Raw genomic sequence first — 22161 nt, forward strand, 5'->3', positions numbered from 1 at the left:
GACGTAAGAAGAAATTTCTGTTATTCTGTAAGCGATGGGTAGTATCTTTTAAAGAACTGCACCAATGAAAACAGTAATTCATAAATGAATAGTTCTGCCTTGATCTTTTATTGACAGGGACGGAGAAAACCTGATTATGACTTTTCTGCCCTTATGTCCATTTGGATATGAAGGGCTTTCTATTTGGTTTTCTCTTCTTCAAACAATTAAGGAGGGAAAAAGTTGAAAACAACTAGCAACTTTTTAACAATGAAGCAAAACAATGAAAAAATTACGATGATGACAGCGTATGATTATCCGACTGCGAAGCTTGCCGAAGAGGCAGGCATCGATATGATTTTAGTCGGAGATTCTTTGGGAATGGTCGTACTAGGCTACGATTCTACGGTTCTAGTGACATTGGACGATATGGTTCATCACGGGAAAGCCGTTCGAAGAGGAGCGCCAAACACCTTCCTCGTTGTCGATATGCCTTTTGGAACATACCACGGCTCACTGAATGAGACATTGCATAACGCGGTTCGCTTAATGCAAGAGACAGGAGCACAGGCTTTAAAGGTAGAGGGTGCAGATGATGTCATTCCTGTTATTAAAAAACTGACAAGTGCTGGAATTCCAGTTGTTGCTCATCTAGGCTTGACTCCGCAATCTGCTGGAGTGCTTGGTGGCTTCAAAGTGCAAGGGAAAACAGTAGAGGCTGCTGAGAAATTAATCCAAGATGCCTTAAAATGTCAAGAAGCGGGAGCTTTTGCCTTGGTATTAGAATGTATTCCTTTCCAATTGACAGAGCAAGTATCTAAGAGACTGACCATTCCAACCATTGGAATCGGAGCAGGTGTCACAGCGGATGGGCAAGTACTTGTATTCCATGACATGGTCAAATTCGGTTCCCACCATATTCCGAAATTTGTAAAGGAATTTGCCAATGTGGGAGAGCCAATCAAAGCAGGCATCGAGCAATATATCGCAGAAGTGAAAGCAGAAGTATTCCCAGCGAAGGAACATTCTTTTACAATGAAGGAAGATCAACTTCTTCAACTCTACGGAGGTAGTCATGCAAATAGCGAAAACAATTGAGGAGCTTCGTACAATCATTGAAGCCAATAAGCAAAAAACTATCGGTTTTGTCCCAACCATGGGATACTTACATGAGGGTCACCAATCCTTAATGAACAAGGCACGCGAGGAAAATGACCTTGTAGTTGCCAGCATCTTTGTAAATCCGGCTCAGTTTGGTCCAAACGAGGACCTGGACCGTTATCCAAGAGATTTAGAGCGTGATAAAAAAATAGCCACTGCAGCAGGCGTTGATGTACTATTCACTCCGACTCCGGAGGAAATGTATCCCTTTGAAAGTGGCATCAGCATTCACGTGGGCGATATTTCCACCAAGCTGTGTGGTGCAAGCAGACCCGGTCATTTCGATGGCGTGCTAAAGGTAATCACCAAGCTTTTCCATCTTGTGCAACCGACAAGAGCTTACTTCGGTCAAAAGGATGCACAGCAGCTTGCCATTGTGAAGCTATTCTCTGTCGCATATAACTTCCCGGTGGAGGTTATCGGCGTACCAACTGTGAGAGAAGCAGATGGCCTAGCGAAAAGCTCTCGTAATGTGTTTTTGAGCGATAAGGAAAGACAAGAGGCTACACATTTATATAAAGCATTACAGCTAGCAGAACAGGTATGGTCCGAAACAAAGGACATCGATAAAGCGGTTGAAAGTGGTAAGGAGTATATCTCCCAAAATACCTCAGGTAAAATCGACTACTTTGAAGTCCTAACCTATCCAACTTTGCAGCCAGTCACTGAATATGCAACACAGGTTTTATTTGCAACTGCCGTATTTTTTGAAAAAGCTCGTTTAATAGATAATATAATAGTAGAAGTAAAGGAAGTGTAATGATGTTACGTATGATGCTAAACGGGAAAATTCACCGTGCAGTAGTAACAGAAGCGGATCTAAACTATGTGGGAAGCATTACAATCGATCAAAATATTCTTGACGCAGTAGGCATGCTGCCAAACGAAAAAGTGCACATCGTCAACAACAATAATGGTGCACGCTTTGAAACATACATCATTGCTGGAGAAAGAGGCTCAGGAGTTATCTGCGTTAACGGCGCAGCTGCTCGACTTGTACAACGTGGAGACGTAGTAATCATCATTTCATATGCTTATGTCATGAATGAAGAAGCGAATGACCACCAACCAACAGTAGCAATTATGAATCCAGATAATACAATTAATCAAATCATTCACTACGAGCCAGAAGCTACAGTAATGTAAACGAGAGACTGTATACAAGCGTCCTATCGCTTGTATACAGTCTTTTTAGTTTGAGGTGGAGGGGTTGGTGAAGGTGCTTGAGGTTAGTAAAGACAACTGGCAGTGAGAATTTGCGGTAATGGAGATGGTTTTTGCGACAATGGATTTCTTAGGTGGTCTGCTGGAGCGCTTTTCCTACAATGGTCGCTATTTTTACGACAATGGACATGGTTTTTGCTACAATCAAGCTCATTTTTGCTACAATCAATTTCTCGGGAGATCTGCTGGAGCGTTTTTGCTACAATGATCGCTATTTTTGCGACAATGGAAGTGGTTTTTGCTACAATCAAGTTCATTTTTGCAACAATCATTTTTCTCAAGTCCAGCAGGGTCATATTTAAGTCATTAGGAATAGTTTTTACAACATTAAGCGTAATTTTTACAACATACAAGCCCATTTTTACAACATTAAGTATCATTTTACAACATTCCAACTTTCCGTTATTCGGCGGCTTCGTTTTTACAACATTAGGCGTTATTTTTACAACTTTCAAGCCCATTTTTACAACATTGGAGCCCATAATTACAACATTCCAACTTTTAAATGCCTGGCGGATACATTTTCCGATATAGAGCTCATTTCTACAACAAGAATCTTTTCGCTATATAGCTTATACTCTATCTAACGGAACTCCTTCCCAATACTCAAGAATAACGAGCAGTCCTATACATAAAAACATCATCATGTTTCCTTTCTCAACATTTCCTATCCTATGAAAGAATATGGTACAATTTTTTTGGGGTAAAATTGTACATCGACCTTCTTGGTGAAGGAATAAGCTATATAAATGAAGGGTTACGTTGCTCTAGCTTTGGGCTAGAGAAGGACACCCGTTAACCTTGAGAAGTAAAAAAATGAAATTATGACGGTGAGTTGAGAAAATTGAGAAATCACAAATATGCTGTTGTGGATATTGAAACAACAGGTCATTCATCTTCTGGTGGCGATCGGATTATTCAACTTGCCATTGTGTTTATAGAGAATCAACAAGTGACGAATACATTCACAACATTTATTAATCCAGAGCGAAAAATTCCTGCTTTTATACAAGATTTAACCCATATACAGGATGAGGATGTAGCGGATGCTCCTACATTTGAAATGGTAGCGCCGAACGTGCTTGATATGCTGCAGGATACGATTTTTGTAGCGCATAACGTGCTGTTCGACCTTTCTTTTTTACAGAAGGAGCTGAAGAGAGTTGGATTGCCAAAGCTCGTCTGTAAAACGATAGATACAGTGGAATTTGTGAAGCTTATGTATCCGAACCTTTATAGCTTTAAGCTTCAGGATATCGCAGTGGAGCTGGGGATCGAGTTAGAATCAGCACATCGAGCGGATGATGATGCTCTTGCAACTGCTCATTTATTATTAAAATGCTGTGAAAGGGCTAGGCAGCTTCCACTTAAGACGCTCGAGTTACTGCATAAACGATCCTTTCAGTTGAAATCGAATGTATCTCTTCTCTTTTATGATATGTTGAATGAAAAGCGAAAAGAGACAGTTAGCAAGGAATACGATTTATTCAAAGGTATTCCCATTAGAAAAGCACCTTCTCTTCCACTAGTGACTTATGAGGATATTAGCTATCCAACTGATATGTTAGAAAAGAAGAAGCTTTTGAAAAGAGGCTTCTCCTCCTTTGAAGAGAGAGCAGGACAGTTTGAGCTAATGGACAGAGTGTACCAATCCTTTGTCAATCAAGAAGAAATCGTATGTGAAGCGGAAACGGGGATTGGCAAGACGCTTGGTTATCTGATACCCGCACTCATACATGCACTGAAGGAGCAGAAGCCGGTCATTATTAGTACGCATACGTCAAACTTAATTGATCAATTGATCGTGGATGAGATTCCAAAGCTTAAGCGTATATTGGGGGTCGACCTTCAGGTTGCCAAGCTACAGGGAATCCAGCATTATATCGATTTAAATAGGTTCTATGAGCAGCTTCATGGAGAGGACGAATCTTATGATGAAACCTTTACCATCATGCAAATTCTTGTTTGGCTGACTTTTACGGAAGAGGGGGACCTATCTGAGTTAAATGCCTCAGGTGGTGGGCAGCTTTTTCTCGAGAAGATTAGAAGAACGGCTGATCAATTACCGGTAGAGGGAAGAGAGCTAGACTTCTATCTCCGCGCTATCCAAAAAAGCAGAGCTTGTCACCTGCTTATCACGAATCATGCGATGATTATGGCTGACAAGGATAGAGATTATAAGCTGCTTGCTCATGGCTGTGGCACCATTATTGATGAAGCCCATCAAATGATTACGGCAAGTATGTCCAAAAATGAACGTATTTTCTCTTATACGAATTGGAAGTATGTACTTGGTCAGTTTGGCTCCTTGGATACGGATCAGCTGTTAAGCAGACTAACTCTGTTGAACGTTTCCTTGACCAATCGGATCAAGCTGGAGAAGTCGTTATTCTATGTGATAGAGGCCTTTGATTCATCGATTTCTTATTTATTAAACGTTGTGCAGGCAATTCCTTCTTCAAATAAAGTAACAAAAAGGTCCTTAACATTAGAAGAGTTAATGCTAAACAAGTCGACTTTCGAGCAGGTTTCTGTCTGTATGCAGGATTTTATTGACTTGGCGAAGTCTATTCTTGCTACACATAGCAGCTTTTCAGACGATAAAGAAGAGGGCATCTTGAAGCATGAGTGGGAATTTTGGTTACGAGAGCTAGAGATCAAGGTGAGCGAATGGGATGAAATATTCCTAGTAGATGTGCCTTTAGAAGCGAAATGGCTTGAATTGGATACGAGAAGCATACCAGGAAGCATCACCGTGATTAAAAAGCCGTTGAATTACCAGCAGACAATAAAGGATGCAGTCGAGGGATTCCGACAAAATGGTGGAATCGTATGGACTTCAGGAACACTAACAGTCCCGACCAATCAGCACTTTATAACCAGTCAGCTTGGCTTGTCAGAGGATATTCCCATTTACAAGTTTTCCTCGTCTCCCGATTTTTATCAAGGAGCCGAGCTTCTGATTATAGACGATATGCCGGATATCCAACAGGTTTCCCAAGGAGAGTTCATTGAATCGGTTGCGGAGGCAATTGTACAAACGGCCCTTGTAACTGAAGGAAGATGCTTTGTTTTATTCACATCACAGGAAATGCTGCGTAGGACAGTAGAGCTGATACAAGAAACCGAGCTTTTAGAGGATTACATGCTATTTGCACAAGGCATTACCTCTGGGAGTAGGATGAAGCTGTTGAAATCCTTCCAACGATTTTCCAAGTCGATTTTATTTGGTACTAATAGCTTTTGGGAAGGGGTAGATGTTCCGGGAGAAGCCCTTTCAGTGGTCATCATGGTTCGACTGCCGTTTTCTTCCCCAGATGACCCACTTTTCAGACGTAGAGCCGAGTTGATTACGAAGAGTGGGGAAAATGCTTTTACCGCATATTCACTTCCCGAGGCGATTTTACGTTTTAGACAGGGCTTTGGACGATTGATTCGCTCAGCGACGGATAAAGGGGTCTTTATTGTACTAGATAGACGAATTGAAACGAAATCATATGGAAGTAATTTCTTGCGAGCAATACCTAATATTCCGGTTAAGAAAGTATCTCTAGAAAATATAGTCTTAGAGCTCGAAAATTGGTATAATAATTAGGATGAGTTTCAGAAAGCAGGTAGAAATATGGAAAATAAAATCGAAGTTATTTCAACTGTAACGATTAAGTATCAATCAGATCTTTATAAGATTGTGGATGTATTAAATCGTTCTCTTAAAGAGCAGGATTTGATGTTTGGCTTGGCATTAGACAAAGAAGACCAAGAAAAAGCAGTCTTTACGATCTATAGGACGTAAGCATGGCTCTAAAAAGATGGATAATATTTTTATCTGTATTTACATTGAGTCTCGCCGTCATCATTACCCTGCTAATCTATTTTCAAGCAAAATCTCCGTTCGAGGAAGCGAGTGAGACTGCTGAATCTTACTTGATTCAAAATAACCTGATTGAAGAGGTAGTGGAATCCTATCCATATAACAGCACGACTAGTTATCATACTGTGGTTGGAATTACTGATAAGGGTGAAGAAAAAGCATTCTTTATTCCTAAAAAGGGAAGCGAAGAAACCATCATGGAAATCAACCTTGCTGATGGAATATCAAAGGAGGATGCCATTTCTGCCGTCATGAAGAATGCACCAAACGGTAAGCTGCTGCATGCAAAGCTAGGGGTAGAAGAGGTCGGCCCAGTATGGGAAATAACATTTGTCACGCAATCTGATACCTTAAACTACATTTATCTTCTTTTTGAAAACGGAGAATGGTGGAAGAGAATATCAAACCTATAATAATAGCTACGGAGGATACAATGAAAAAAATTATGATTAAAGACATGGCAAACCATGTCGGTGAAACAGTAAAACTTGGAGCTTGGCTTGCAAATAAGCGTTCAAGCGGTAAAATTGCTTTCTTACAATTACGCGATGGCTCTGGATTCGTACAAGGTGTCGTAGTAAAGGCAGATGTGGAAGAGGAAGTTTTCCAAACTGCAAAAGGATTAACACAAGAAACTTCTATGTATGTAATTGGAGAAGTAACGAAGGATGAAAGATCTTCCTTTGGCTATGAGCTACAAGTGAAGGACATCCAAGTCATTCATGCTGCGGTTGATTATCCAATCACACCAAAAGAGCATGGAACAGAATTCTTAATGGACAACCGTCATCTATGGCTTCGTTCTCGTAAACAGCATGCCATCATGAAAATCAGAAACGAAATCATTCGTGCAACTTATGAGTTCTTTAATAAAGAAGGCTTTGTGAAGATGGATCCACCAATCCTAACTGGTTCAGCTCCAGAAGGAACATCTGAGCTTTTCCATACAAAATATTTTGACGAGGATGCATTCCTTTCACAATCTGGTCAATTATATATGGAAGCAGCTGCAATGGCTCTTGGAAAAGTGTTCTCATTTGGACCAACATTCCGCGCAGAGAAATCAAAAACACGTCGTCACTTAATCGAGTTCTGGATGATTGAACCGGAGATGGCATTCGTAGAATTTGAAGAGAGCTTAGAAGTGCAAGAGCAATATGTGGAGCATATTACTCAATCTGTACTAGCTAACTGCAAATTGGAGTTAGAGCGTCTAGACCGTGACACATCTAAACTAGAAAACATCAAAGCTCCTTTCCCAAGAATTACATATGATGATGCAATCAAGTTCTTGCATGAAAAAGGCTTCGATGATATTCAATGGGGAGACGACTTTGGGGCTCCGCATGAAACGGCTATTGCGGAAAGCTTTGATAAGCCAGTATTCATTACACACTACCCAGTAGGCATTAAGCCATTCTACATGCAGCCACACCCAGAGCGCGACGATGTAGTGCTATGTGCGGACTTAATAGCTCCAGAAGGCTATGGAGAAATCATTGGTGGCTCAGAGCGTATCCATGATTATGATCTACTAAAACAACGTATTCAAGAACACGGTCTTGATGAAGCTGCTTATGCATGGTACTTAGAGCTTCGTAAACAAGGATCTGTGCCTCACTCAGGATTTGGTTTAGGACTAGAAAGAACAGTTGCTTGGATCAGCGGTGCTGAGCATGTTCGTGAGTCTATCCCATTCCCAAGACTATTGAACAGACTGTATCCATAATAGATAGATGTTAGAAAGGGAGTGCGATTATGTCTAAAAAAGACCGACTCCGTATCTGGATTGAGCAGGGAAATGTGAACATTTCCCAGCTTTTTTTTAGCCATTATAAAGCAATAAATATGAAAGATGAGGAAGCAATTATCCTTCTACATCTAATAGCATATGGGGAAGCAGGAAACCATTTTCCGACCCCACAAAATTTAGTGGAGCGCACCCATTTTTCAGAGGACCGGGTGACCTCCATCCTTCAACGCCTTGTACAAAAGGGTTTAATTCAAATAGAGCAGCATACGGACGAAAATGGTGTCCATTATGAATATTACGCATTCCATCAGCTATGGGATTTATTGCTTGATTGTGTGGAGCAACAAAGCATCTCTAGCGAAGAAAAAGAAATAAAAGGAGAAGAAGGCGAAATATACAAGCTGTTTGAACAAGAGTTTGGTCGTCTGCTATCTCCGATGGAATACGAAACAATTGGCATGTGGTTTGATCAGGACAAGCATTCCCCTTCCTTAATTCGTCATGCATTAAAAGAGGCAGTCCTCGCTCAAAAGCTAAGCTTACGCTACATTGATCGGATTTTATTTGAATGGAAGAAGAAAAATATTCGGACCGTCCAGGAGGCAGAAAAGCAATCTGCCCAGTTTCGTCAGTTCGTGCCTGAGCAACGAACAGAACAGCCGGCCAGAGCGACAAAGGTACCATTTTACAACTGGCTAGAAGAGAGAGAGTAGGTGGTAGCATGCTAACAAAAGCGCAGTGGAACTTTTGTCTAGAGGAAATGGAGAAAATGTTTCCGGATGCTCATTGTGAGCTTGTACATGACAATCCATTCGAATTGCTGGTTGCAACATTACTGTCCGCCCAATGTACAGACGTATTAGTAAACAAAGTAACCAGAACACTGTTTCAAAAATATAAAAAGCCAGAGGACTACCTTGCTGTCTCCCTAGAAGAACTGCAAGCTGATATTCGCTCTATCGGTCTATATCGTAACAAGGCAAAGAATATTCAAGCACTCAGCAGACAGCTAATCGATCAGCATGGGGGAGAAGTACCTGCGGATCGTGATCTACTAACAACCTTTCCGGGAGTGGGACGAAAAACAGCAAATGTCGTCGTTTCCGTAGCGTTTGATATTCCTGCAATAGCAGTGGATACGCATGTGGAGCGCGTATCTAAAAGACTTGGCTTGTGCAGATGGAAGGATTCGGTTTTACAAGTAGAAGAAACGTTGATGAAAAAGACTCCAATCGAGCTTTGGTCGAAAACTCATCATCAGCTAATCTTCTTCGGTAGGTACCACTGCAAGGCGCAAAGTCCCAACTGTCCAGAATGTCCGTTGCTATCGGTCTGCAGAGAGGGTAAGAAAAGGATGAACAAAGTTGTCAAACTTGCGTAAAGAGGATTTTACAGAGTACTTGGAGGCTTGGAAATCAATCGAGCCTTCTATTGCCGAGGCCTTCAGACAAAGGCAAAAGCCAATGGAGCTGATGTCAAAAGGCATCGAGCTATTAGAGGCTATTCAAGTGAAAACCGATGGAATAGCGCCAGTCAACTACGAAGAGCGAATAGCCTTCATTAAGCAAAACATCACCAACTACTCGGCGTTTCGCCAGCTAGATGAGTTGTTCAAGGAAACTGAAAAGAAAATCGCCAGGTACTTGATACTTCAAAAGAAAAAAGGAGAGGAGCAATGATGCTCTTGCTCCTTTTTTTGTTGGACTTTTCCATTGAGAGGGGAGACTGAATAAATTGAGAGTGCAAGTAAATTGGCTCATTCCGCAAGTAAAAGGCACGAGACTTCAAGTAACTAACGAGTTTACGCAAGTAACTTCTAGGGGACCGCACGTAAGGTCATGGCTACCGTAAGTATTACCATTTATCTTCCAAATTGATAGGTTTTTAATTTCCAAATAATTCTGTTTTACAATTAAATGGAGGGAGACTGCAACTAACTGGAGGAAGACCGCAACTAACTTAGCCAAAACCACAAGTAACAATCAGTTTTCCGCACGTAAGCGACTGACGACCGCACGAACCAGCTAACCAATCGCAAGTAATCAAATTGAGTAAGGGTATGTATTCCATTTAACTGGAATAACTGAGTTGGTTTTTACCAATAAATTCCGTTAAGTGACTAAATGGTGGGTGAAAGCGACTAAATTGTTACTAAGAGCGACTAAAATGCTGACGAGAGCGACTAAATCATTATTAAGAGCGACTAAACCGTTACTGAAAGTGACTAAACCAAAAGCTAAAGAGACTGGAATCGCAAGTAACGAATCCTCTATCGCAAGTAAGTAACTTCCCAGCGCAAGTAACTGGACCACAACCGCAAGGAAAGGGGAGAAGACCACACTTATTACCACTTATTTTCCAATCTGCAAAGCAGTAGTGCTTTTCAAATCTACTATTAGTACCTCCAGATGGAACGCTTACCTTGGAACCATTATCCTACTAGCTACATATCGCAAAACCACCAACAAAAAAAGATAGACCCACTTTTAGGTCTATCTTTCGTATCTTTTATGTGCCACTGCCGGCTCCTGGTTGGGTACCGTTTTGGTTCACGTTAGCGGAGGCATCTTCGCCGGAATCACCAGCTCCCGTGTCTGAACCGTTTCCAGATCCGGAGTCATTTCCACCGCCAGTTCCGCCTGCTCCAGATCCATCACCGTTTCCAGGATTATTTCCTTCGTCGTTTCCATTGCCTTCACCATTTCCAGTGCCATCTTCTCCGCCTGAATCTCCTTCGTTTCCTTCATCCGGATTTTCATTTTCGGCTGGTTCTTCAGGCTCTGTACCTTCCATGTCTTCACCAATTCCTTCTAGAGTTAGGGATACGGAAGCAGGCTCACTTCTTACATCCTCTGCGACTGCGGTCACATAGAAAACGTAGGAGCTACCTGGTATCAGGTTTTGGACAATTAGTCCTTTTTTATCGGTAGTTTGTAATGGTTCCACTGGTCCACCATCTGTTGCGACCGATACTTCAAATTGTACGCTTACTTCTTCATCCTCCGGTGGAGTGAACTCCCAGTTAAGTGTTGCGGAAGAATCCACGTCAGAGTACTCGACTGTTAGGTTTGTAGGAGCATTTAATTCTAGCTGCTCATATTCCTCCGATACTTTCGTTGGCTCTGTACCTTTTACAAATAACTCTGTAAGTCTCAAGTTAGCAGGTGTGTAATCACTAGCTAACTGAAGGGGACTTGTTCCTTTTTCCACTGTCACTTCTACAACAGAGCTTGGTTTTTTGAAGGTCGGTGTAGAGATTCCTTGTGAAATATTTGACATTACCTGCTTAAAGATTGTCTGTGGAAGGTAACGTTCCTCATTCGTCGTCATCGGCTCTTTCAAGTCTGAGTAGCCAGACCATACGGAGATGGAATAGTTCGTTGTATATCCTGCAAACCAAACATCTGGGAATGCGCTAGAAGGAAGATTCCAATCCTGCATTTGTTTCGAGCTATAGTTGGATGTACCAGATTTACCGGCAACGTCTAATCCACTAACAGCAGCACGTGTCCCAGTACCTTTTGTCATTACGTCACGTAACACATCTGTCACCATATATGCTGTCGAATCCTTCATTACTGGCTTCGCATCTGGTTGATATTTCTTTTCTGTCTTGCCATCTCTGTAAACAATTTTCTTAATGGCATATGGCTCTGTATGAACACCACTATTACCAAATGCAGCATATGCGCCAGCCATTTGGATAGGGGTCATTGCTTTGGATACGCCACCAATAGCTGTACTTTCTGTAATATCACCTAAGTCAATTCCAAAACGATTGATAAATTCTTTGGCATTTTTTGTTCCGACTTCTTTTAACGTTTTTACCGCTGGAACATTTCGAGATTGATACAATGCTTCACGCATTGTCATGGTACCTTTATATTTACCGTCAAAGTTACGCACCGTTTGGTCTGTACCAGTGTAATTGATTGGTTCATCTACAATGGTTTGACCGGTTGACCAGCTTAAGAATTCAACTGCTGGTGCATAGTCAATTAAAGGTTTAATTGTTGATCCAGGAGATCTTGTTTTCATATCCTGTGCATAGTTCCATCCTCGGTCTGCTCCGTAATTACGTCCACCACCTACAGCTGCGATAGCACCTGTTTTCGTGTCCACAACTGCTACTGCAGATTGGATTTTATCGTTCGGGAAGATATCCGAATTCAATGTCTGCTCAACTTGCTGCTGTACTTTTGGCTGTAAGGTAGTATGAATAGTAATACCTTCTGAAATAGCATCGCCATCTCCATTCGCCTCTAATTCATCTAATACGATGTCGATAAACGCATCATATTTGGAATCCATTCTTGTAATACGCTTCTCTTCTGGCAATAAAGAATCTTCAATTGGGATAGCTTGTGCAGCTTTCATTTCCTCATCGGAAATTTTTCCATGCATATTCATCAAATGTAGCACGGTATTTCTTCTTTTTTCAGCTGCCTCTGGATGCTTAAATGGATTATAGTTGTTCGGACTTTGAGGCATTCCGGCTAAAACTGCCATTTCATGCAACTCTAAATCCTTCAACTCTTTGCCGTAGAAGATTTCAGCTGCTGTACCAAATCCATAAATACGTCCTGACATTAATACCTTATTGAAGTACATCTCGAATATTTCTTCTTTTTCATATTTACGCTCAAGCTGAAGTGCTAAATGTGCTTCTTGTGCTTTTCGCTTTAATGTTTTTTCATTCGATAAGAAAGAGTTTTTGATTACCTGCTGAGTGATTGTACTAGCTCCTTGTGCTCCAAATCCCTGAGTCACGTTTGCAAGGACAGCTTTCGTGAGCCGTAAAAAGTCGACCCCCATATGATCATAGAAGCGCACGTCCTCAGTCGCAAGAATCGCATCCTCCATCATTTGTGGTATTTCGTCATAAGGCACATACTTCCTGTTTTCGGACCCCACAGTAGCAAACTCATTGCCTTCATTATCTAACAGAATAGGACTAATCGGGTCCTTTAATAGTTCCTCATCAAGCTCAGGAGCTGTGCTTGCATAGTAGGCATACATGGAGCCACCAGCCACTAGACCTATCACGCCAATTGCTACGAATGCAATAAATATACGTTTAACCCATGTTTTCCATGAGACTTTTTGTTTTTTCTTTTGTTTTTGTAATTCTTTTCTTCGTTGTTCACGAGTTCTCTTTTGCTCACTCATAAACGTCTCCTCGCTTTCACTTTATACGTACAAGTCATTAACTATTTGTAAATAATCAATTCTTGGAGCATATTTAGGGGATATTTCCAAGGCATGCTCTTCAAATTCTTGAAGGGCAATCGATTTTCTCCCACCACTATTCATTCTTTCCCAAAAGATGTTTAGTTTTTCGAAGGGTAAATAAAAAACCCGATCTAAAGATGAAAAACGTACTAGCAAGAAGCAGATGCCATTCTGCTTACTAACTTTTTCCATGTGGGTAATTTGATGAAGATGGATATTCTTTAAAGGAAATGCTGTTTTATTTTCCGTTTCTTTTGCTTCAAAGTCAATATATTTTCCTTGAAAGACTCCATTATAGTCAGTTGTGGAGGGAGTACGGTAATAAGCTTCCTTAATAACAGCACTACTCCTACTAGGATAATCTACCTTGACGACTTGAATCGGAATAGGTTTCTTATAAATCACAGCAATGTTGTGTTGAAGATAGTATTCGTTCGAATCATTAATATCATCCTCTAACGTCTTTCCCCTATTACTGAAAGAATAATCCTTTATTTTTTTTTCTTTTATTTTTTTCTCCGGACTGTAAATCTTTCCATTTGGATAACGTATAGCCATACTATCACCTCTTTATGCTATTAGTTTATCACAAGTTAGTTAGACGTATCCAAAGGTGAGAAGTTTCATTTTGTTTAAGGAAATACGATGTGGTTGTTGTTACCATGAATGGAAGTGTGATGGGGAATATTTGGCTTCTCATAGTTCCTTTTAAGTAGTCGCTGAACAGTTCTAATTGTCGAGCAGTTACTTGTTTTGTCTTATTCATAGAAGCTTTGTCGAGCGGGAAGGGATTTGACCAAGATTGGTTAAATACCTAGAAAAAGGAGTGATGGAGATGAACAAAATAGAAAGACTCATAGATCAACTAGAGCTGCTAGAATATTTACTGGAAAATAGAATGAACGACGAACAGGATCAGTTTCAAGAGGACTTTAGTAGGTCATCGTTTAAGCTTCTGGGAAAAATAGAAAAAATTGAAGGGAAGCTATAAAGAATATATGTTCGTCCCTGCTGGAAAATAGTCGCTGTATTTGATAAACTGGTACTAGAATGCGAGGGATTCATTTGACATTATTCCATTTGAGTACAAAGTTAATAAAAGAATGCGATGAGTGCATTACACGTTTTTATTCATATAGAGAACTAGATAAAGAGCCTGATTTTTTTCAAGACGTCCGTCCACATGCGCTTGAATTAGATGAGGTTCTTTTGGAATGGGAAAATTTAGTGAGGGTGTGGATTCAACAGAAGAAACCTAAGTATATCCATCCAAGCCAAGTAGACTCTTTGCTGGAGTCCATGAAGCAGTTTGTGGTGCAGTCCTTTTATAAAGGAACAAGTAAAAAACGCTTCCTACAATCGGTGCATTCCTCTAAATATACGCTAGAGACTATTCTCCAGGCAATAAAGGAGGTTGGTGACCAGCATGCTTAAACAGAAGAAGACAATCACCGAGCTGTTAGATGATTGGCGAGTGAATAGTGAGCGATTCCCACAGATTGAGCATATCCATACAATGGAAGAGAAAGAAGCAGTCCATGCGTCCTTTCCAAGCACGATGCATCCTTCTATTCGAAAAGCTTTAGAGTCTCGCGGAGTGTCTAAGCTATACATTCACCAGAGACAAGCCTTTGATACTGCGTTAAGCGGGAAATCCTTTACTACAATCACTCCTACTGCCTCCGGGAAGTCACTATGCTACCATCTGCCAGTCCTGCAATCTATATTGGAAGATCCTACGGCAAGAGCCATTTATCTCTTTCCCACAAAAGCCTTGGCACAGGATCAAAAGAGTGATTTGAATGAATTAATAGAAGCTAGTGGAGAAGAGATTCTGAGCTATACGTACGATGGCGATACAGAGCCTGGGATTAGACAAAAAATCCGTAAGTCTGGTCATATCGTGCTAACGAATCCAGATATGCTGCACTCTGGGATTTTGCCTCACCATACAAAATGGGTGACGCTCTTTGAAAATCTAAAATACATTGTCATTGATGAATTGCACACGTATAAAGGGGTCTTCGGTAGCCATGTTGCACATGTGATTAGAAGATTAAAAAGGATATGTGCCTTTTACGGTAGCTATCCAACCTTCATTTGTACTTCGGCAACGATTAAAAATCCGAAAGAGCTTGCAGAAAGCCTAACCAACACTGATCATGTGCTAATTGATCAAAATGGTGCTCCGGCAGGCAAGAAGCATTTTGTCTTTTATAATCCGCCGATTGTTCATCCAGTTTTTAACGTACGAAGAAGTGCAGTACTAGAAGTTAGAGACCTGGCGCAAGAATTATATATCAATGGGATTCAAACTATTGTCTTTGCGAAAAGCAGAGTCCGAGTGGAAATGCTTGTGACCTATCTTCAAGCATTGGTTAGTAAGAAAATAAATGATCAATCGATTCGAGGCTACCGAGGAGGATACCTCCCATCCGAGCGAAGAAAAATTGAAAAAGGTCTTCGTGAGGGTGAGATTCGGACGGTGGTGAGTACCAATGCGTTAGAGCTAGGAGTGGATATTGGCCAGCTGCAGGCATGTATTATGACGGGTTACCCGGGGAATATTGCAAGTGCTTGGCAGCAGGCAGGACGAGCGGGAAGAAGACAAGACGAAGCATTAATCATCTATGTTGCGCAATCCACCGCTTTAGATCAATATGTGGTCAAGCATCCTGACTATTTTTTAGGACAATCACCGGAGGAAGTACGTATTTATCCAGACAATATGATTATCCTAATGGATCATCTAAAGTGTGCAGCTTTCGAGCTTCCCTTTACTACCTCCGATACGTATGGTGAGTTTACGGTACAAGAGCTGTTAGAATTTCTGGAGAGCGAAGGGGTGCTATTAAAAACAGCGGACAAATGGCATTGGATGTCTGAAAGCTTTCCGGCGAGCAATATTAGCCTTCGCTCTGCGTCGCAGGATAATGTCATTATTATCGACCAATCTATACCTACAAAAACGAGAGTCATTGGAGAAATGGACTTATATAGCGCCATGACCCTTCTGCATGAGGAAGCCATCTATCTGCATCAAGGAACTCAATTCCAAGTCGAAAAGCTCGACTGGGAGGAAAAGAAGGCCTTCGTAAGAGAGGTAGATGTAGACTACTTCACTGATGCTAACCTTGCAATTGAATTGAAGGTGCTCAGTGAGGATAAAGAAAGACAAGCAACTATAGGAACTTTACGATTTGGAGACATTGTGGTGCTTGTCCAGCCGACAATCTTCAAAAAGATAAAATTTGATACACATGATAACATCGGGTCAGGTAAGATTCATATACCTCCGCTTGAACTTCATACATCCTCCACTTGGTTTAGCTTTGACAAGCCAGAAGATTGGAAGGAAACACTGCTTTCAGATGCAATGACAGGAGTGGCATATGCTTTACAATCCTTTATTCCCCTATTATTGGATTGCGACTCCAAGGATATTCATGTCGTTCCACAAGTAAAATCCGTGAACGACGAGAAGCCGACCTTTTATATATACGACAGCTATCCAGGGGGAATTGGCTTGTCTGAAAGAATGTTTGATCTATGGAATGACCTGCTTCCAAAGGTGACAGAGCAGGTGGAAAGCTGTCCGTGCTCGAATGGCTGCCCAGCTTGTATCGGGGCACAGGATGCAGAACTAAATCTAAAACGTGAAGTGATCAAGCTGCTTCATATATTGCAGGTGAATCAACATGTCCTATGAGAAGAAGCTCATGCAGCTGAAGGGACTTGTATCCAAAAATAAGCCAGTGGAAAAGAAAAAGGAAGTGCAGGAGGTTGCACTTCCTTTTTATACAGATTCGTGGTTGAATGCCGGCTTATCGCTTAAAAGAAATGAGCATGGATTTTATTTTCAAAGAGAAATATTTTATGAACTGGACCATATACATGGAAAGGTGGATTTATCCAAGCTAGATGATGCCATACGATATATGCAGGATTCCTTCCCAGATCACCCGTTGACCATGCAGATAGATCAGCCATTTCGCTTTTATGATACGGAAACAACCGGTTTAAAAGGAGCAGGCGTGCTTATCTTTCTAAATGGCATCTTGAAAAGAGTGGAGGATGGCTTTTTATTGACTCAGCACATCCTAGCTAACCCTAGCTCGGAGGCTGCATTTCTCTATGCTTCGGACTTTTGGAGAGAGGAGCAGAGCATCATTACGTATAACGGCAAGAGCTTTGATTTCCCACAGCTGGTCTCTAGATGGACAATGAACCGCTCAGCTTTACCACATCTTCAAACTATTTCCCATATTGACTTAATGCATTCGTCTAAACGAGTTTGGAAGGATGATATAGAAAGATTTAAGCTCAAGCAAATTGAAGAATCAAAACTAGATTTCAGGCGAGAAAATGATATACCAGGTCATTTAGCACCAATTATTTACTTTGACTCTATACGCAGTGGAGATCCTACCAATTTACTCAAGGTGCTGCTGCACAATGAATGGGACATTCTTTCGCTTGTGGCTCTCTATATTCAAACAGTGGAGCTGATCAAGGAAAAGGAAGGATACGAATCAGCGATCACCTACACGAACATTGGGAAATGGTTTCGTGATTTAAAGGTGCTAGAGGAAAGCCAAGATTGGTTTCAATACGTGATTGACCAATACACAGAAGAGGAAGCAGGTACTGCCTATTACTTTGTTGGTCTTCATTTAAAAAAGCAAAAGCAATATAGAGAAAGCACTCAAGCATTTCAAACAGCCGTAGCTCAATTGTCTGGGAAATATAAAATGAATGCGCTGATCGAGCTCGCAAAGCTATATGAGCACCGAATAAAGGATTATGAGTTAGCGCTAGAGCAGACCAATATATGCATTAGTTATTTGCGGGAAATAAACGCTGATAGAGAGTCCAAGCTATGGCATGACTTGCATAAGCGGAAAATAAGAATAATCAGGAAATGGAATATTTCCCGGGAAAGCGCACAACCTAACAAAAAGCGTGTTTAGATGCCTTAAAATGCTCCATTATTCGACATCAATATGCTATAATACGTGTAGCGAATTGTAGATGGAAGGAAGATGCTTTGTGGAATTAAAACTAAAGGCTTCAGATATATTAGAAAAGGAATTTAAAACGGGTTTAAGAGGTTATAACCAAGAGGAAGTAGACATGTTCTTGGATGATATTATTCATGATTACGAAACATTTCAAAAGCGAATCTCTCAGCTAGAGCAAGAGAATAAGCAGCTGAAAGAGGAAATCGAGGAAATGCCAAAGCGTACTGCGCCAGCTCCGCAAGCAGGTGCCACTAATTTTGACATTCTAAAAAGACTCTCTCACCTAGAGAAACACGTATTTGGTGCAAAATTGTACGAATAGTTATATTAATAAAGGGATATTGTATATCTTCTTAAAATCGTATATAATACTAATACCACTTATATATTCGGGCAATCGCTGCGATGCTTGACATTGTAGAGGAAAGTCCATGCTCACACAGTTCTGAGATGAATGTAGTGTTCGTGCTTAGTGAAAAAATAAACTAAGGCAGTCGATTTCGGCTGACGGCGGGATGAAGGCCTAAGTCTTAGGATATGGCTGACAGTCCCTGAAAAGTGCCACAGTGACGTAGCTGTATAGGAAACTATACAGGTGGAACGAGGTAAACCCCACGAGTGAGAAACCCAAATTATGGTAGGGGCATTTTCTTGAAGGAAATGAACGGAGAGAAAAACAGATTTATCTGTAGATAGATGATTGCCGTCCACATACGTACGAGGTAGAAACCGTTTGAGTACCGTGGAAACAAAACATGGCTTATTGAGTGTATGAGTGGCTACTTATTTTATAATGCATACAAAAGCTCTCCATCACGGAGAGCTTTTCTTCTTATACGGCAATTTTCTTGTGATATATATTTTACGAAAGCAGGTAATGAAAGGTGACAATTCAGCGAACACCTCGATTTTCCGTGTACGATGATGGTTTGATTGACCAATTGTTTCATTCCACAACTGAGGGAATCATGGTAACGGACGAGCATTTGCGTATTACGCTTGTAAATCGTGCCTTTGAGGTTGTGACCGGCTATACGATGGAAGAGGTCCGTGGCAAAACCCCTAGGATATTGAAATCAGGCAGACAAGAAGCAAACTTTTACGTTAAGATGTGGGAATCTATCCAGATTAATGGGATGTGGCAAGGGGAAATATGGAACAAGCGGAAAAATGGTCAAATCTATCCTGAATTTTTGATGGTACAGGAATTTCAAACAGAGGATGGGAATATCAACTATTTTGGGATCTTTAGCGACATTACCCAAAAAAAGATGGTAGAGAAAAGGTTGGAAGCACTTCTTCAAATGGATCATTTAACCGGCATCCCCAATAGAACCTTATACATACAACTTTTAGAAACCCTCATACAGCAAACAACCATCCAAGACACACAGCATGCAATTTTATTCATTGATATAGATCGATTTAAGCAAATAAATGAATCGCTTGGAAATGAGGGAGGAAATTCCATTCTAAAGGAATTTACGGGCAGAGTGAAGGCAATGACTAACTCAAGCGATATATTAGCCAGGTATGCAGGAGACCAGTTTTTATTAACCATTCCTGACCTTTCTCAGCCTAATGTAGCCATTCAATATGCAAAAGACATCATTAGAAGCTTGGATGCCCCTTTCTATGTCAATAATAGCGAAGTCTATCTAACTGCAAGTATTGGAATCAGCCTGATTCCACAGGATGGTCAAGAAGTGGAGCAGGTCATACAGAAGGCTGACAAAGCAACCTATTATGCAAAGCAAAATGGGAGGAACCAATATGCCTTTTACTTTGAAGAACTAAAAGAGGATTCTGAGAGGGGTCTGCTTTTAGAGGCAGAGCTTCGCAAGGCAATTCAACAGAAAACCTTTGAAATCGTTTACCAGCCGAAAGTTGCGTTAGAGACAAACGAGGTTATAGGCGTGGAAGCTTTGGTACGATGGAATAGCAAGCGGTTTGGCAGTGTTTCTCCAGGAGAATTTATCCCGCTTGCGGAGGATACTGGTTTAATTGTCCCGCTAAGTGAGATTATAATAGAAAAAGTATGTTTAGATATTTTAGAATGGAGAACACTAGGGATAGATCAATTGCCGGTGTCTATTAATATTGCATCCTTACATTTTCAACAGGATGCGTTCTTAAAACGAATGAATACCATACTAATGCAATATAATTGTAGTCCACATCAGCTTGAATTAGAATTGACGGAAAGGACCGTCATGAAGGATTCCGAAATGATTGTAAAGAAGCTGATTGAATTAAAGAAGCTGGGTTTTATGATTTCGATAGATGATTTTGGGACCGGTTATTCCTCCCTTAGCTATCTGAATCGATTCCCGCTAAACTATTTAAAAATTGATAGAAGCTTTATACAGCAAATTACCTCCTTGGCGGATAAACAGGCAATTGTAGAGTCCATTATTTTAATGGCTCACCGTCTGCATATCAAGGTAGTTGCAGAGGGAGTAGAGACAAGGGAACAGGTTAAGCTGTTAAAGCAGATGAAATGTGATATTATTCAGGGGTTTTACTATAGTAAGCCTCTTCCAAGTAAAGAACTAATGGATTTTCTGGAAATGTGGGAAATCCAAAAGCAAGAAGGGACTGTCTAAATGACAAAATTTACATTAGTAGCTACTTCTGCAATGGGCCTAGAGTCCATTGTTGCAGATGAAGTGAAGGCACTAGGATATGAAACAACTACAGAAAACGGCAAGGTATATTTTGAAGGGGATGAGACAGCGATAGCTCGAGCGAATATCTGGCTTCGTGTGGCAGACAGAGTAAAAATTGTAGCTGCTCAGTTTCCTGCGAAGACCTTTGATCAATTGTTTGAGGGAACAAAGGCAATCGAATGGGAAAAGTTTCTTCCAGTGGATGCTAACTTTCCTGTACAAGGAAAATCAGTGAAATCTACGCTGTTTAGCGTACCAGACTGTCAAGCAATTGTGAAAAAAGCAATTGTGGAACGAATGAAGTTCGCTTATAAAAGATTAGGCTTTCTAGATGAGTCAGGGGCAACCTATAAAATTGAAATTAGCCTATTGAAGGATGTAGCCACGATCACCATTGATACGAGCGGTGTGGGGCTACATAAACGTGGCTATCGTCAAGGTCAAGGGGAAGCACCACTTAAAGAAACATTGGCTGCAGCATTAGTGAAAATTTCTAAGTGGAGCCCTAATAGACCATTTGCAGATCCGTTCTGTGGTTCTGGAACTATTCCTATCGAGGCGGCGATGATTGGTCAGAATATCGCACCAGGATTTAACCGCGACTTCTTAAGTGAGGATTGGAGCTGGATGCCTGCTAAGGTTTGGGATGCTGCAAGAATCGAGGCAGAGGATTTGGCCGACTATGATCAGCCACTTCAAATCTTCGGCTCAGATATCGACCATAGGATGGTGGAGATAGCAAAGCAAAATGCAATGGAGTCAGGCTTTGGAGAATTAATCAGTTTCAAGCAAATGCAAGCAAGTGATTTCACGACCGAGTTAACGGATGGCGTGATGATCGGTAACCCTCCATACGGTGAGCGTATCGGAGAGGTTGAAGTAATTGAAAAAGTTATCCAGGACTTGGGGAGTGTAATGGAGCAATATCCAACCTGGTCTGTATACATGCTTTCCTCCATGGAGAACTTCGAGGCTCTTTATGGAAAAAAAGCTACCAAAAAACGTAAGCTCTTTAACGGCTTTATTCGAACAGATTACTACCAATTCTGGGGCAAACGTTCATAAGAAAAGCGTAAGCGCCTGATCTGCCCCGACAAGCAAATGGGGTACGGCGAGGAGGCACCCGGAGTTGGGCTACATTTGAAATTGAGAAATTAAATACTTTCGTATCTCTTATAGATGGGGAGTGTCCCACAGTCTAAATCTTTGGGAGCTCCCTTCCATTTGTTTCATGCAAGAAATTTTTAGGGC

The 22161-nt window shown here is 41.0% G+C and carries 21 protein-coding genes and 1 other RNA gene; 19 read left to right on the top strand and 3 right to left on the bottom strand.

Going from position 1 to position 22161, the window contains the following annotated elements; translation table 11 throughout:
* The first annotated feature begins 222 nt into the window (after positions 1 to 222).
* Genes panB through panD form a run of 3 tightly spaced genes read left to right on the top strand, consistent with a single transcriptional unit; the run spans position 223 to position 2286 of the window.
* A complete protein-coding gene (gene panB / locus AC1VU3_RS02180) occupies positions 223 to 1077 on the top strand; it encodes a 3-methyl-2-oxobutanoate hydroxymethyltransferase (protein ID WP_482982614.1) in 855 nt (284 codons plus the stop codon).
* Positions 1055 to 1900 carry a pantoate--beta-alanine ligase gene (gene panC / locus AC1VU3_RS02185; protein ID WP_480389572.1) on the top strand — a complete coding sequence of 282 codons (846 nt, stop codon included), beginning with the start codon at positions 1055 to 1057 and terminating at the stop codon, positions 1898 to 1900. Before panB ends, panC begins: the two co-directional genes overlap by 23 nt.
* A gap of 2 nt (positions 1901 to 1902) precedes the next feature.
* Positions 1903 to 2286, top strand: coding sequence for an aspartate 1-decarboxylase (panD, locus tag AC1VU3_RS02190; RefSeq protein ID WP_480389573.1), 384 nt, complete (start codon positions 1903 to 1905; stop codon positions 2284 to 2286).
* Positions 2287 to 2369: 83 nt separating this feature from the next.
* Here the strand turns inward: panD and AC1VU3_RS02195 are convergent, their stop codons facing one another.
* Positions 2370 to 2846: a hypothetical protein gene (locus AC1VU3_RS02195; protein WP_482982615.1), complete on the bottom strand. Its 477-nt coding sequence runs from the start codon at positions 2844 to 2846 to the stop codon at positions 2370 to 2372.
* 362 nt (positions 2847 to 3208) lie between these two features.
* On the opposite strand from AC1VU3_RS02195, the gene dinG reads away from it, so the two are divergent.
* The 8 genes from dinG to AC1VU3_RS02235 all read left to right on the top strand — a co-directional run bounded on the left by dinG (position 3209) and on the right by AC1VU3_RS02235 (position 10274).
* Positions 3209 to 5959, top strand: coding sequence for an ATP-dependent DNA helicase DinG (gene dinG / locus AC1VU3_RS02200; RefSeq protein WP_482982616.1), 2751 nt, complete (start codon positions 3209 to 3211; stop codon positions 5957 to 5959).
* Positions 5960 to 5986: 27 nt separating this feature from the next.
* The gene (locus AC1VU3_RS02205; protein ID WP_480389576.1) at positions 5987 to 6157 is read left to right on the top strand and encodes a YpmA family protein; all 171 of its coding nucleotides are present in this window, start codon (positions 5987 to 5989) and stop codon (positions 6155 to 6157) included.
* Positions 6158 to 6159: 2 nt separating this feature from the next.
* Entirely contained in the window at positions 6160 to 6648 is a 489-nt protein-coding gene (locus AC1VU3_RS02210; RefSeq protein ID WP_480389577.1) for a cell wall elongation regulator TseB-like domain-containing protein, read from the top strand.
* Positions 6649 to 6668: 20 nt separating this feature from the next.
* The gene (gene asnS / locus AC1VU3_RS02215) at positions 6669 to 7964 is read left to right on the top strand and encodes an asparagine--tRNA ligase (RefSeq protein ID WP_480389578.1); all 1296 of its coding nucleotides are present in this window, start codon (positions 6669 to 6671) and stop codon (positions 7962 to 7964) included.
* Positions 7965 to 7993: 29 nt separating this feature from the next.
* Entirely contained in the window at positions 7994 to 8701 is a 708-nt protein-coding gene (locus AC1VU3_RS02220) for a DnaD domain protein (RefSeq protein WP_480389579.1), read from the top strand.
* Between the two features lie 8 nt (positions 8702 to 8709).
* Positions 8710 to 9369, top strand: coding sequence for an endonuclease III (gene nth, locus AC1VU3_RS02225; protein ID WP_480389580.1), 660 nt, complete (start codon positions 8710 to 8712; stop codon positions 9367 to 9369).
* Complete coding sequence (locus tag AC1VU3_RS02230; protein WP_482982617.1) at positions 9353 to 9667, top strand: YpoC family protein; 315 nt, start codon at positions 9353 to 9355, stop codon at positions 9665 to 9667. The genes nth and AC1VU3_RS02230 overlap by 17 nt, the downstream gene beginning before the upstream one ends.
* A gap of 451 nt (positions 9668 to 10118) precedes the next feature.
* Positions 10119 to 10274 carry a hypothetical protein gene (locus AC1VU3_RS02235; protein ID WP_482982618.1) on the top strand — a complete coding sequence of 52 codons (156 nt, stop codon included), beginning with the start codon at positions 10119 to 10121 and terminating at the stop codon, positions 10272 to 10274.
* A gap of 222 nt (positions 10275 to 10496) precedes the next feature.
* Here AC1VU3_RS02235 and AC1VU3_RS02240 read toward each other — a convergent pair whose 3' ends face one another.
* Positions 10497 to 13157, bottom strand: coding sequence for a PBP1A family penicillin-binding protein (locus tag AC1VU3_RS02240; RefSeq protein WP_482982619.1), 2661 nt, complete (start codon positions 13155 to 13157; stop codon positions 10497 to 10499).
* A gap of 21 nt (positions 13158 to 13178) precedes the next feature.
* Complete coding sequence (recU, locus tag AC1VU3_RS02245; protein WP_480389583.1) at positions 13179 to 13778, bottom strand: Holliday junction resolvase RecU; 600 nt, start codon at positions 13776 to 13778, stop codon at positions 13179 to 13181.
* A 277-nt stretch (positions 13779 to 14055) separates the two neighbouring features.
* Here recU and AC1VU3_RS02250 point away from each other — a divergent pair, with 277 nt between their 5' ends.
* The 8 genes from AC1VU3_RS02250 (at position 14056) to AC1VU3_RS02285 (ending at position 21975) form a co-directional block, all read left to right on the top strand.
* Positions 14056 to 14211, top strand: a complete 156-nt coding sequence (locus AC1VU3_RS02250; RefSeq protein ID WP_480389584.1) for a hypothetical protein — start codon at positions 14056 to 14058, stop codon at positions 14209 to 14211.
* Between the two features lie 74 nt (positions 14212 to 14285).
* On the top strand, positions 14286 to 14654 hold the full coding sequence (locus AC1VU3_RS02255) for a YppE family protein (RefSeq protein ID WP_480389585.1): 369 nt from the start codon (positions 14286 to 14288) through the stop codon (positions 14652 to 14654).
* Complete coding sequence (locus AC1VU3_RS02260; RefSeq protein ID WP_482982620.1) at positions 14647 to 16929, top strand: DEAD/DEAH box helicase; 2283 nt, start codon at positions 14647 to 14649, stop codon at positions 16927 to 16929. Before AC1VU3_RS02255 ends, AC1VU3_RS02260 begins: the two co-directional genes overlap by 8 nt.
* Positions 16919 to 18190, top strand: coding sequence for a ribonuclease H-like domain-containing protein (locus AC1VU3_RS02265; RefSeq protein WP_482982621.1), 1272 nt, complete (start codon positions 16919 to 16921; stop codon positions 18188 to 18190). The genes AC1VU3_RS02260 and AC1VU3_RS02265 overlap by 11 nt, the downstream gene beginning before the upstream one ends.
* Before the next feature lie 61 nt (positions 18191 to 18251).
* Positions 18252 to 18563, top strand: coding sequence for a cell division regulator GpsB (gpsB, locus tag AC1VU3_RS02270; RefSeq protein WP_482982622.1), 312 nt, complete (start codon positions 18252 to 18254; stop codon positions 18561 to 18563).
* 63 nt (positions 18564 to 18626) lie between these two features.
* An RNA gene (gene rnpB, locus AC1VU3_RS02275) (RNase P RNA component class B) lies at positions 18627 to 19009 on the top strand.
* A gap of 116 nt (positions 19010 to 19125) precedes the next feature.
* Positions 19126 to 20847: a putative bifunctional diguanylate cyclase/phosphodiesterase gene (locus AC1VU3_RS02280; protein ID WP_482982623.1), complete on the top strand. Its 1722-nt coding sequence runs from the start codon at positions 19126 to 19128 to the stop codon at positions 20845 to 20847.
* The gene (locus AC1VU3_RS02285; RefSeq protein WP_482982624.1) at positions 20848 to 21975 is read left to right on the top strand and encodes a THUMP domain-containing class I SAM-dependent RNA methyltransferase; all 1128 of its coding nucleotides are present in this window, start codon (positions 20848 to 20850) and stop codon (positions 21973 to 21975) included. It abuts the gene before it with no gap.
* The last annotated feature ends 186 nt before the right edge of the window (positions 21976 to 22161 follow it).

This window comes from Psychrobacillus sp. Z16_25, from assembly GCF_056856695.1.